The organism is Bacillus sp. FSL K6-0073 (assembly GCF_038006085.1).
In the GTDB taxonomy this organism is placed as follows: domain Bacteria; phylum Bacillota; class Bacilli; order Bacillales; family Bacillaceae_G; genus Bacillus_A; species Bacillus_A cereus.
The window spans coordinates 3,309,885-3,322,715 of sequence record NZ_JBBOUN010000001.1 but is presented as its reverse complement, the minus strand read 5'-3'; the positions used below and the strand labels follow the sequence as shown (position 1 = coordinate 3,322,715).

The following is a 12,831-nucleotide window of genomic DNA, read 5'->3' as shown; positions in this document are numbered from 1 at the left end:
GTTCTATTACAGATGCAAAAAAATGTAGAGAATATTAAAGAATAGAGAGTGTAGGGGGCAGAATAGTGTGGAAATAATCGCAGCTATTTTAGTCGGGATCGTAGCATTAGAACATTTGTTTATCATGATCCTTGAAATGTTTTTTATTGATTCAAAAGTAGCGAAACGTGCTTTCAAATTACCGAAGCATTTAGAAGGAGATCGAAACGTAGCCATTATGTTTGCAAACCAAGGTTTATATAATGGATTTTTAGCGGCTGGTCTCATTTGGGGACTTGTACTTGGGCTCAATCCAATTGGTTATATGGTCCAATTATTTTTCGTGATTTGTGTGGTGATAGCAGCTATTTTCGGAGGTTTCACATCTAATAAATCAATTATTGTGAAACAAGGACTTCCAGCTGTTTTAGCATTGGTTGCCCTTTTATGTATAATATAGAATCAAAGTTTTTCAATAAAAGAACTCATTTTTGAAAAGAATACGCTATTCTTTCTTTAGAATTATAGGAAAGGATGGCGTTTTTGTATGTCTATTTCTATATGTAGTGAATTATAACTATTCTCTCAAGGGACTCAACTGCTTTTCAGCTTTTGGATATATTTTCATCCATCTTTGTTTCCTCCTATTGTTGGATAGTGTAATAATTGATAAAAATTTTGATGAAATTGGATTATAACGATTGATCAAAAAAGTTAGTGATTAAAAATATTATTCTTTAGTACATACATTTTTAAGATGTTAAATATATTTCATAATAGTCTCTGTAAGATAGGGATAAGTAGAATAGTACTTTTTATAACTTTGAATGTCATTCATAATAGCACCAGTAAGAAGAAAACAGGCTTTACGGTACTACTAGTTACCAAAGATGTTACAGTAGTTTATTTAGAATCAGATTGATTGAAAGGTTGTACTATATGGCCTAATAATTTCGAAAAAATGTCGGTGTGGCATAAAACAATTATGGAGGTTAAAGATATGAGTACTTCAAATTTGAATGAAATAAGTAAACAAATTTTAAAAGAGGAGGAAACACTTCAATTTTCCTCTTTTACAAATGAAGATGCCTTGCAACTAGGTTTATTTATCGTTGAAACAGCAAAGCGAGAGAGGAAATTGATTGCTGTTGATATAACGAAAAATGGTGTGCAATTATTTCATTTCAAGATGACAGGGACAAATGAGGAAAATACGAAATGGATTGAGCGTAAAAAACGAGTCGTTTCCCTGCATGATCGTAGCTCGTATTATATGCAGATACAAAGTGAAATAACTGGGGTCTCCTATAATGAAAAATATCTTTTAGATACTTCAGAATACGCTGCGTTTGGTGGATGTTTTCCTATCAGAATAAAAAACGTAGGGGTTATTGGAATGATAACAGTTTCAGGATTACCACCAGAAGAAGATCACGAATTGGTAATAAGGGCAGTTAAAAATCATTTGAAGCAATAGTAAAAGTAAATGTGATGGTTAAGTAAAAGCCAAGAATGAACATATTATTGTTCGTTTTTGGCTTTTTATTATTTTTTCTTATAGTCGGCTAAGAGGGTTCTTTTACAGGTAGTACTTAATTTTGCAATGTTCTTTAAATTGCATCGTTTTGTTCGAGTGAGCGAAATTGCTGTAATTGAAGATGCTCTAAATTAATGTGAAATTTGGTGATTAAAGTAGCTACATTTCATCTTTGTGTAAATATGAAACAAGCAGGATACATGAATAGAGAATGGGTAAAATAGTACCGAATGATGATTAGATTTTATGAATGATGTTATAAGGCTTTTTTTAGGAAAACTGAAGGAAGCAGTGTGTTTAGATTTAGAATGACTGGCAATGGGTGCTAGGAAGTTCAATGATTCAAAAATGAACTCATTTAAACGCATACTATCTTCGAGATGTATCATTTTGAAGAATATTAAAACTTAGGAGGAACGGAATTATGACAAAAGATTTCTATACTGCACTGAAAGAAAGACGTACTTACTATGGGATTAATAAAGAGGTACAAGTATCGGATGAAAAAATTAAAGAAATCGTGGAGTTTGCTGTGAAATATACTCCATCCGCTTTCAATTCTCAAACTGCACGATTAGTTGTATTATTTGGTGAAGCTCATGATAAATTATGGGATATTACCACTGAAACATTAAGAAAAGTAGTTGGAGATGGAGATTTTTCAGGAACGCAACAAAAAATGGATTCTTTTAAAGCTGGTTATGGAACAGTATTATTCTTTGAAGATGAGGCTATCGTTAAATCGCTTCAAGAAAAATTTGCTGCATATGCTGAAAACTTCCCAATTTGGTCACACCAAGCATCAGGTATGCACCAATTAGTCGTGTGGACAGGTTTAGAAGCAGAGGGATTAGGAGCATCATTACAACATTATAATCCATTAATTGACGATGAGGTAAAACAAGAATGGAATGTCCCTGCTAATTGGAAACTAATTGCACAAATGCCATTTGGTAATCCAACAGCTGCACCAGGTGAAAAAGAATTCCAACCACTTGAAGAGCGTGTGAAATTTCATAAGTAATATTCGAATGTAATAAAATAGAAATTTAATCAGTGGTGGTCTTACTGTCCGCAAATAGCAGGGGAAGCTAACTGTATTGTAAAAATAAAACTGTTTATTAATAAAAAAGCTTATTCGTTTTTTTTATTAATCGAGTATGTATGAATAAAAGATTTTAAAACACTATTTTAATCTGTAAGGGAAAAAGGTGATCGTTTTGATCACCTTGCTTTATTTCTTACATTTTATTTATTAAAAAACGCTAGCTTTTCATAAATGCTTGAAAAATTAGCGTTTTAATAATAGGTATCTGTAATTTGATTACTTAAAACTATATACGAAAAAGCTTTTATGTTATTCCTCAAGTTCTATCCATTCCTGTGACCATTCTTCTATTCCGCGAATAATAGCTTCTAAAGCAAATCCTTTTTGAGTTAAAGAATATTCTATACGAACTGGTGTCTCAGGAAAGACTTTACGTTCGACAATTCCTTCTAGTTCTAATTCTTTCAATCTTTCTGAAAGTAATCTTCCGCTAACAGGAAGAGAAGATTCAAGTGTACAAAAGCGCTGAGATCCAGAAAAAAGTTGGTAAATAATTAGTGCTGTCCATCGTTGACTAAAAAATTTCATTCCTTTTTCAAAGCGAGGGCATAATGTAGAATCATTCATTTTCCTTCACCTCCTAAAATAAATTATATAACATCTTACTATTAGTAACAAATGTTTTTATAATTAATTACTTGACGTAAATTGATTACGAATGTATACTCACTTACATAAAGTAACTAAGTTGTTTTATGTAACTAAAACTCTTTTCTTTAAATGGCCAAAGTTGTAATGATACATATTGCATATAAGCTGAGAGAAAAAAGAATAGCATCTGTAAAAACACTTACGTTGTGTAAGTTAAACAATAAAAAATATAACAATGGAAGAGAATTTTAGAGATTCTCTATACTAGGAGGTACCTAATGGTTACAACAGATACAATTCATATGTTAGAAGATAAAATTCAATTTATACATCAAGATGGAAAGGATATTTATTTAGTAGGCCCTATCAAATTGCCAATTAATTTATATGGGGAGACTAAAGTTTTTCAATGGTATTCTTGGTTACAATGTAGTGAGGTTACAAATAGTGTAGAAGGAATTATCGAAAAACTCTCATCTATTAATTTAGCTGATATGCAGCAATCTAGTGTACTTGTATATGGTGATTTTGAGAATTCTGAAGATGCCCTAATTCGTATGCATAGTATTTGTCACACCGGTGATATCTTTGGTAGTAAACGTTGTGACTGTGGATTCCAATTAAAGCAGTCTTTACAAATGATTACAGAACATGGTTCAGGTGCTTTATTTTACTTAGCGAATCATGAAGGAAGAGGAATTGGCTTGTTTAGTAAAGCTATGACGTACCTCTTGCAAGAAAATGGGTTAGATACAGTAGAAGCTAATCTGAACCTAGGTTTTGAAGATGATGTTCGAAACTATGATGATACAATTGAAGTATTAAAAGCGCTACGCTCAAAACCTGTAAAACTTATTACAAATAATCCGAAAAAATTAGAAGCGTTACAAAAAGCTGGATTAAATGTTACGAGTCGTGAACCGTTATGGGGTGATGTCTCAGAGTTTAATGAGAAATATTTGCAAACGAAGATTCAGCGTTCTGGACATTTTGAAGGGGGACACTTACATGCTTGAGCATGAATTGTATATGAAGCTAGCACTAGAAAATGCCAAGGCTATGAAGGGACAAACGACTCCAAATCCATTGGTTGGATCTGTAATTGTAAATGATAATCGAATTGTAGGGGTCGGAGCACATATGAAGGCCGGAGAACCACATGCCGAAATACATGCGATACGAATGGCTGGAGAACAGGCACGTGGTGGTACAATTTATGTAACTCTTGAACCTTGTTCTCATCATGGTAGAACAGGGCCTTGTGCTGAAGCAATTGTACAAGCAGGAATTAAGAAGGTAGTAGTTGCTACACTTGATCCAAACCCGCTTGTTTCTGGACGTGGAATTAAAATTCTACAAGATGCAGGTATTGAAGTACTTGTAGGAATGTGTGAAGAAGAATCTAAAAAAATGAATGAAGTCTTTAATAAATATATTTTGACAAAGCGCCCATTTGTAACGATTAAATCAGGAGTTACATTAGATGGGAAAATCGCTACGTCTTTATCGGATAGTAAGTGGATTACATCTACAGAAGCAAGACAAGAAGTACACCAAATACGAAACGAAAATGCGGCTATTTTAGTAGGAGCGAATACTGTTCAAAAGGATAATCCATCATTGACAACGCGTATTCCAAATGGCCGAAATCCAATTCGAGTAATATTGGACTCGATGTTACGCATACCGATGGAAGCTAACGTTGTTACAGATAGAGAAGCTCCTACCTGGATATTTACAACAAGTAATCATGCAGAGGAAAAAAAGAAAGCATTAGAAAATGCAGGAGTTAAAGTATTTGTTACTAGCGGAGAAAAGCATATAAACTTACATGAAATGCTTGATGTTTTAGGACAAAAAGGAGTTTCCTCCCTGCTTATTGAAGGTGGTGGAGAAGTAAATGCTTCGTTTATTGAAAATAAACTAATGGATAAAATTATTTTATATTTCGCACCTAAAATTATTGGAGGTAGATTGGCGCCTAGTTTTGTAGAGGGGACTGGTATTACTAAAATGAAAGATGCAATTGAATTTAAGGATATATCATTTACCCAGATTGGAAAAGATTATAGATTTATTGGCTATCCAGTATATCGGAAAGATGAGAAATAAGGGGAATAAAAACTACTTATATGTTCCGATAAATGGATTGCAGAAAGGAGCGATGAAGAGTGAAGTTTGGATTTGATATCGATGATACATTAATTGATTTAAGGCAGCATGCTTTTCATTTATATAATAAGAAATTAAACAAAAAAGTAGGGTTGGATGTATTCCATTCTTTAAAAACAATTGAAATTCATGAAGCATTTGGCATGACTTCGGAGGAAGGCGGTCATATGTGGAATAGTTTGCTGGATGAGATTTATTATACTTCTTGTTCACCGTTTCCATATGCTGTAGAGACATTGCAAGAATTAGAAAGACAGGGACATGAAATTTACTATATAACGGCGCGACCTAAAGAGCATGGAGAGCAAACAAAAAAATGGTTAATAGAAAAAGGATTTCCGGTACATGAAGATCGCTTTTTCTATGGAATGAAGGATGAAGAAAAAATACACTTCATACAAGAAATAAAATTAAACTATTTCTTTGATGATAAGCCGGCTGTTTTAGAAACGTTAATAGGAAAACCGATAAATGTATATGCAAAAACTACTTCTTACAATCAATATCTCAATATCCCGCGTATTACAAATTGGATGGAGTTAGGAGATATTATAAAGAAAGATATGTGAGGATTTAAATGGAAAATCAAATAGAGCCAAGAGCATATTGAGTATTACAATTTTAGAGGAAAGACATACGTATTATGTCTTTCCTTATTTTTTAATACTATCGTTTTTATTAGTGTGATGTGCTAGGAGTACTTCTAATAGAGGGGAAATAGAAAAATGAGCAATAAGAAAAATATTTTTAAGCTAGTCTTGTATGGAAGCGTAATTTATATATCATATCAGTGATGGTTTTCCCTGGTGCCACAGTATATGCGGATATTTTGGATAAGAAGTTCAAGAATTAATGAGATGTGTTCATAATCATGAATTTTTGGAAAACGAAAATTACAATGTTAGGTTATTTTGAATCAGTAGTGGACGATATGCAAAATTACATATTACAAAATAAACATCGTAATTTTGGGATTCTTGGTATAAAATACATTACTTAAACTATATATTAGAATGGAGAAAGTGAATTGGAATTATTAAGAAACAGTAAGGTTGGTACAAAACTAAACATATTAATAACTATATCAAGTATTGCATGTATAGTATTATCCCTAATAGGGTTTTGGGGATTAGAAAGAGGGAAAAGTACTTCCTCTAATATGTATGAGGATAATTTACTACCAATTGAGTGGATTGGAATTGTAGAATCTAATTTTTATCACGTTAATATGAACTTTATGGAAATAATGTTATCAAAAGATGAAAAAAGAATGAACGAATTAATAAGAGAAATGGATGGGATTCGTAAGGAAAATGATCATCTTTTAAAGCAGTTTGAGGCTAAGCTTATTTCTACTAAAGAAAAAGAATTATATAACACGTTTCATGAAACATTTAATGAATTAAGGACTCAAATGAAGAAAGCACAAGAATTAGGGAAGTCTAATAATGAGGAAGCATATGCATATTATCTAAAAGAGATTGAACCTAATATGCAAAAATCAATAAAATCAATTCGTGAATTGATTTTATATAATAGTAATAATGCAGAGCTTTTACAGAAGGAAAATAATAATAGTGCTCAAAATACAATGATAATGTTTGTTAGTATTTCGATTTTAGCAATTTTAATAATTATATTAATTGGATATGTTATTAAATTAACTATCCGAAAACCACTTGCATTACTACAAAATGATATGGAAAAAGTAGCAGCTGGAGATTTAACAACACGTACTCCTTATAAAGCAAATAATGAATTAGGGCATATTGTTCAGTCTTTTAATAGTATGTTAGATAACCTTCAACAATTAATTGCGAATGTTAAGATGACAACACAAGAGGTTATTTTTACTACGGAGGGCGTATTACAAGATACAAATCGAGCGTCTAGTATTTCAAATGAGGTTGTACAGACTGTTTTAGAAGTAAAAACAAAAATAGAAGGACAGGTAACTAGTATTCAGGAGAGCTCATCCTCAATGGAAGAAATTACAACCGGGGTGCAAACTGTAGCTGAATCTTCAGCAGTAGTCGCTGAGGTAGCAGTAACGACTACAGAACGAATAAATATCGGTAGTGAAGTGATAAATCACTCTATTCTTCAAATGAATAGTGTGCATGATGTTGTCGAGGAAACATCGAAAGTAATAAATAAACTTGTTACACATACACAACAGATTGATACAGCTCTCGCTGCAATTACTAATATTGCCGAACAAACGAATCTTCTTGCCTTAAATGCCGCTATTGAAGCGGCACGTGCTGGAGAGAATGGGAAAGGATTTGCAGTGGTTGCCGCAGAAGTTCGAGACTTGGCTGAGCAATCTAAAGAATCTGCAAAAGAAGTTAATCATTTAATAAAATCCATTCAAAAAGATACCCAAGATACAGTTAATGTCATGCAAAAAGGACAACAAAAGGCAGTAGAAGGAAAAGAAGCTGCTTACAAAGCGAATCAAACCTTCTTGTCTATTATGAGAGATATTGATAAGATTACAGGTCAAATTCAAGAAGTATCCGCAGCGACAGAAGAGATGTCTGCTGGTACAGAAGAAGTAAATGCTTCTCTTTCGCTAGTTTCTGAAACTGCAACGGATGTGAAAAAGGAGACTCTTCAAACTGTAAATTCAATTCAATCACAGGCCGAATCAATTGAACAAATATCAATCCAATCCAACAAAATGAAAGAAAAGGTGGAAGAATTAACGGAATTGGTTTCAAAATTTAATATTACAGAACAAAAAGAATGAGTAAATTGTAAAAGATTAGGTACGGCTATCAGCCTAAAAATAATTGATTTTTTACGATTAAAAAGATTTTAGTAATTAATTCAATCACAAGTGTAATAACATGTATAAAAAACATGAAGACTTAAGAGTCTTCGTGTTTTTTTATTGAATAATGTCTGAAAAAATATTGATAATTATACGATATTTTGGAATTTATCACAAAATATTCATATATGCAAAATTACATACATTTAATGATTGATAATCACGAGTTAATGTAACTATAATAATTACACTGATAAGTAACTTATTGACGACAATTATAAGTGAAGAAGGAGGGCTTTATTGTATTTTGTATATAAAAAAATAGAGAAGGAGATATGCAAATGAAAAGGTTACTTGTTATAGGCCTAATGTATACAATGTTTTTCCTCATAGGAAATATACACTTACATGCTGATGAACGAATAAATGCAAAAAAAATTACTAGTTTAGAAGAGCCTACTTGGATATTTCAGGCGGGCATAAGTAAGGGGAAATATCATGATCGACAAGATTTAGGATTTATTTTGAAGAGAAATACAGCATTAAAGGTAAGACAAACAAATCCTAATTTTAAAGACAAATTAACATTACGTTTATTGTCTAATGACTCAAAAAATGAAAAATCCATACAAGTAGGAAATGAATGGGTTACTATCCAAGGTGATACGTCTTTAGTTCCTTTCATAGATACTCCGTATGGTGAAGAGCACGCTGTACTTGAGTACCAAGTAGGGAATGAAAGTGCTACTAAACCCCTTCCCATTTATAAACAACAAGGAAGTGTATCTCAATTTTTTAGTACATGGGATCAATTTGATGGAGAGTATGCGTTACTTCAAGGGGAGAGTTTTCAATTATTTGTACCTAAAAAAGATAAAGAGTTAGTAAGATCTTTAAAAGATTTTCAATCATTGGATGAGTTAATTGCGTATTATGAAGATATTTTTGTGATGTATGATTCAATTATTGGTTTAGATGGCTCAACGTTTGAAAATAAAAAAAGTCAAAATCGTTATTTCTTAAAAGCAGATATATCTGGTGCTGGCGGTGCCTATTATGGCACAAATTGGACAGCGAATAGTACAGATAGTACAAAGATGTGGTTAGATAAACTAAGTTGGGGAACTTTACATGAAATCGCTCATGGATACCAAGCTGGTTTTGATAATCAAGGAATATTTACAGGAGAAGTTTCTAATAATCTATTTGGTGTTCAATATCAATATAGTAAATACGGCAAAAAAGCAGATCAAGTTGGTTGGTTGTTTAATTTCGGAAAAAAGGAACAGGTAGAACGGAATTTATATAATGCTTTAATGAAAGAAAATAAAAATTATGATGATTTAGATTTACGACAAAAACTTATTCTTTTAACGATGGCGAAACAAAAAGCTGGCGATGAAGCATTTGCAAAAATGTATCAAGGTTATCGAAAACTAGCTAGCAATGCTGCTTTCAAAAAAGGTGACCATTCTTTACCAGATTTAATGAATCAGTATTATAGTGAGAATGGACAAGTTGATTTTACACCTGTTTTTGAAAGATGGGGCTTTAAGCTTAATCATAAACAAATAGAGATGAATAGGGCGAAAGGTTTTCCGGCTGTTACTTCTTTAGCTTATATAGTGCCTGAATCACAATTAGCGAAAGCAAGAGCTATAGTTGATCCTGATATTCCGATAAACTCCAACTTCGAAATAGTTACGAATCAGCAAATTGCTCCACTTGGGCTAAAAGGGAATTTGCATATCCATTTAAATACAAATGAAATAGATACATTAAAAGGAGGAAAAATTAAATTAAAAGAAGGGAATACAGTTATTCAAGAGAAAACAATTGAAACAACAGATATCAATTTACAAGACGTACCAAATGGAGTGTATACGGTTGAAATTTCAGGTGGGAAAACGAATAGTATGTACCATTTCAGTTCGTATTATGCCTATGTAAAAGAAAAAGATAATAGTCTAAAGATTGATATTAACGAAATGAAAGTGAGTAAGTTGGTAAATGAAACGATTCAATTCCTAGGATTAGGAGATGACCAGTTTGCCGTATTAAATACAGACTTAGAGCAAAATCGAGCTATTTTTACGGTTACTACTAAAACGCCTCATAGCTATTATGTAGGTGAAAAATATGCATCGATAGAGGTCTTTAATGAAAAAGGTGAAAAAATTTATACGAAGGAAATGGAAGGAACAAATGTAACAATTGTAAAAGATATCATTCCACTAAAAGAGGGATATAGAATTAAAATCTATCATGATGAAATAAAAAAACGATTAACTAGTAAAGCTACTATTATTAATCCTATGAATAAAACGAATGAATTTATAATAACAAAATGGGGATTGAAAAATACTTCTTTGCAAAATAATCCAGAAGAAAATCTTATACAAAGAATTGATGAAGAAATGGAAGCGATTATAGGTAATCAGTTTTTAAAAGAGATACCAATGCAAAAATTAGAAATGAAAAAGAATGTGTGGATGGCAATAAATATGTTATCAGAACCACAAAAAATAACGTATATGAATAAATATAAAGATAGCTTATATAATGAGTAATTTTTGAGAAATGAATTGAATCTAAAAAAGTAGCAAACCAATCTATTAACCTATGTATGTAGAGGTATGTAAAAACGATTGGCCATAGTTAAAATTTTTTATCTATGCTTAAAATTCTAAAATACATTTATTTAATTTAATAATACGATTATAAAGGAGTAAAAATATGAATAATTTCGTAAAGGTAGGTTTAACTACAGGAGTGGTGTTATCGGCGATTATGCCTTATGGAGGAGTACATGCGAAAACAGAAGATTTAAAAGTGGAAACAAAGGAAGATACGTTCCGAACAGGTAATTTAACAGCACCTTCTCAAAATTCGGCAGAAAATGTAGCAAAGGATGCACTAAAAGGAAAAACAGAACAAGCATTATCATCAAAGCAAGTTAATACGGAATCCAAAGTTAATTATAATGTTACGCAAAGTCGTAAATCTTATGATGGTACTACATTGGTACGTCTTCAACAAACGTATGAAGGACGTGATGTATACGGATATCAACTAACAGCACATATTAATGATGATGGTGTACTTACGAGCGTTTCGGGAGATAGTGCTCAAGATTTACAACAACAGGAAGATTTGAAACAACCTATTACTCTATCAGAAGAGGATGCAAAGAAACAGCTTTTCAACATCTATGGAAATGATCTCACATTTATTGAAGAACCAGAAATTAAACAAGTGGTATATGTAGATGAAAATACAAATAAAGCTACAAACGCATATCAAATTACTTTTAGTGCATCTACACCTGAATATGTATCCGGTACAGTATTAATTGATGCTTTTGGTGGTAATCTATTAAAAGAACTCGTTCAAAAATTGGGTATACAAGTAGAGAGTAGTATTGTCCAATCTGCGACATCAAATAAATCAACAGATCCTTCAAAATTAACAGGTACAGGAAAAGATGACTTAGGTATTAATCGTACGTTTGGAATTACACAAAGAAGTGATGGAACGTACATGCTTGCAGATTATTCTCGTGGTAAGGGAATTGAAACATATACTGCTAATTATAAAGATTATAATAATTATAGAAGAAATGTATGGGGTTATCTCGATGATTTAGTAACAAGTAATTCTACAAATTTTACAGATCCTAAAGCAGTTAGTGCCCATTATTTAGCAACGAAAGTATATGATTTTTATCAAGAAAAATATGGCCGTAACAGCTTTGATAATAACGGACAAAAAGTAATTTCTGTCGTTCATGGTTGGAACACAAATGGTACGAATAAAGGAAATCCTAAGCAGTGGTTTAATGCATTTAGTAATGGCGCTATGCTAGTATACGGAGATCCAATTGTTAGAGCATTTGATGTGGCAGGACATGAATTTACACACGCGGTTACAAGAAATGAGTCTGGACTTGAGTACGCAGGAGAAGCTGGTGCAATTAATGAAGCGTTATCTGATATTTTAGGAGTAGCAGTTGAAAAGTATGCCAATAACGGAAAGTTCAATTGGACAATGGGAGAACAATCAGGTCGTATTTTTAGAGATATGAAAAACCCATCATCTATCTCTTCTAGATATCCAGAGGATTATAGGCATTATAATAACTTACCTATTGATGCTGACCACGATCATGGTGGTGTACACACGAACTCTAGCATTATTAATAAAGTAGCTTACTTGATTGCTAGTGGTGGAAGCCATAATGGAGTAAACATACATGGCATTGGAGAAGATAAAATGTTTGATATTTTCTATTATGCAAATACGGATGAATTAAATATGACTTCTGATTTTAAAGAATTAAAAGAAGCTTGTATTCGTGTAGCAACGAACTTATATGGTAAAGACTCATTAGAAGTACAAGCTGTCCAACAAGCCTTTAAAGCAGCGTATATTTAATATTATTGTGATGAATTACAAACTCTTTCATTTTAATATAGTGATTAATTTGTATTTATGGACAAAAACCTTGTAGAATTTTTCTGCAAGGTTTTTTTGAATGTTATCCCGCTATTTGCTGGGCAGTAAGACCCCCACCTCAAAATTTAGCTGTTATTTTTTTACTTGTTGTAAAGGATGGAAAGCTTTTAAGGTTGTGGCACGCCTTTTAAGAAAAAGATAAGGCGAAGCGAT

The 12,831-nt window shown here is 32.2% G+C and carries 10 protein-coding genes; 9 read left to right on the top strand and 1 reads right to left on the bottom strand.

Translation table 11 applies throughout. The annotated features are described in order from the left end of the window. The first annotated feature begins 67 nt into the window (after positions 1-67). The 3 genes from MHB52_RS17270 to MHB52_RS17260 all read left to right on the top strand — a co-directional run bounded on the left by MHB52_RS17270 (position 68) and on the right by MHB52_RS17260 (position 2,540). Positions 68-439 (top strand): DUF1304 domain-containing protein, encoded by a 372-nt coding sequence (locus MHB52_RS17270; protein ID WP_000402471.1) that lies wholly within the window; start codon positions 68-70, stop codon positions 437-439. Between the two features lie 501 nt (positions 440-940). Beyond that, positions 941-1,456 (top strand): heme-degrading domain-containing protein, encoded by a 516-nt coding sequence (locus tag MHB52_RS17265; protein ID WP_114556391.1) that lies wholly within the window; start codon positions 941-943, stop codon positions 1,454-1,456. A gap of 484 nt (positions 1,457-1,940) precedes the next feature. Next, positions 1,941-2,540 (top strand): nitroreductase family protein, encoded by a 600-nt coding sequence (locus tag MHB52_RS17260; RefSeq protein WP_000158938.1) that lies wholly within the window; start codon positions 1,941-1,943, stop codon positions 2,538-2,540. Positions 2,541-2,873: 333 nt separating this feature from the next. Here MHB52_RS17260 and MHB52_RS17255 read toward each other — a convergent pair whose 3' ends face one another. Beyond that, positions 2,874-3,191 (bottom strand): winged helix-turn-helix transcriptional regulator, encoded by a 318-nt coding sequence (locus MHB52_RS17255; protein ID WP_001000104.1) that lies wholly within the window; start codon positions 3,189-3,191, stop codon positions 2,874-2,876. A 302-nt stretch (positions 3,192-3,493) separates the two neighbouring features. Between MHB52_RS17255 and MHB52_RS17250 the strand changes: the two genes are divergently transcribed. The 6 genes from MHB52_RS17250 (at position 3,494) to MHB52_RS17225 (ending at position 12,597) form a co-directional block, all read left to right on the top strand. Further along, positions 3,494-4,231 (top strand): GTP cyclohydrolase II, encoded by a 738-nt coding sequence (locus MHB52_RS17250; protein ID WP_000258865.1) that lies wholly within the window; start codon positions 3,494-3,496, stop codon positions 4,229-4,231. After that, on the top strand, positions 4,224-5,327 hold the full coding sequence (ribD, locus tag MHB52_RS17245) for a bifunctional diaminohydroxyphosphoribosylaminopyrimidine deaminase/5-amino-6-(5-phosphoribosylamino)uracil reductase RibD (RefSeq protein WP_061664252.1): 1,104 nt from the start codon (positions 4,224-4,226) through the stop codon (positions 5,325-5,327). Before MHB52_RS17250 ends, ribD begins: the two co-directional genes overlap by 8 nt. 59 nt (positions 5,328-5,386) lie before the next feature. Further along, positions 5,387-5,956 carry a 5' nucleotidase, NT5C type gene (locus MHB52_RS17240; RefSeq protein ID WP_000668223.1) on the top strand — a complete coding sequence of 190 codons (570 nt, stop codon included), beginning with the start codon at positions 5,387-5,389 and terminating at the stop codon, positions 5,954-5,956. A gap of 458 nt (positions 5,957-6,414) precedes the next feature. Then, a complete protein-coding gene (locus tag MHB52_RS17235; protein ID WP_061664253.1) occupies positions 6,415-8,139 on the top strand; it encodes a methyl-accepting chemotaxis protein in 1,725 nt (574 codons plus the stop codon). Between the two features lie 365 nt (positions 8,140-8,504). Continuing rightward, a complete protein-coding gene (locus MHB52_RS17230; RefSeq protein WP_000826243.1) occupies positions 8,505-10,733 on the top strand; it encodes a putative mucin/carbohydrate-binding domain-containing protein in 2,229 nt (742 codons plus the stop codon). Positions 10,734-10,899: 166 nt separating this feature from the next. Continuing rightward, on the top strand, positions 10,900-12,597 hold the full coding sequence (locus tag MHB52_RS17225) for a M4 family metallopeptidase (protein WP_061664254.1): 1,698 nt from the start codon (positions 10,900-10,902) through the stop codon (positions 12,595-12,597). Positions 12,598-12,831 lie beyond the last annotated feature (234 nt).

Coding starts and splice junctions, on each gene's coding strand:
- MHB52_RS17265 (WP_114556391.1), top strand. CDS start 941: ATGTCGGTGTGGCATAAAACAATTATGGAGGTTAAAGATATGAGTACT.
- MHB52_RS17260 (WP_000158938.1), top strand. CDS start 1,941: ATGACAAAAGATTTCTATACTGCACTGAAAGAAAGACGTACTTACTAT.
- MHB52_RS17255 (WP_001000104.1), bottom strand. CDS start 3,191: ATGAATGATTCTACATTATGCCCTCGCTTTGAAAAAGGAATGAAATTT.
- MHB52_RS17250 (WP_000258865.1), top strand. CDS start 3,494: ATGGTTACAACAGATACAATTCATATGTTAGAAGATAAAATTCAATTT.
- ribD (WP_061664252.1), top strand. CDS start 4,224: ATGCTTGAGCATGAATTGTATATGAAGCTAGCACTAGAAAATGCCAAG.
- MHB52_RS17230 (WP_000826243.1), top strand. CDS start 8,505: ATGAAAAGGTTACTTGTTATAGGCCTAATGTATACAATGTTTTTCCTC.
- MHB52_RS17225 (WP_061664254.1), top strand. CDS start 10,900: ATGAATAATTTCGTAAAGGTAGGTTTAACTACAGGAGTGGTGTTATCG.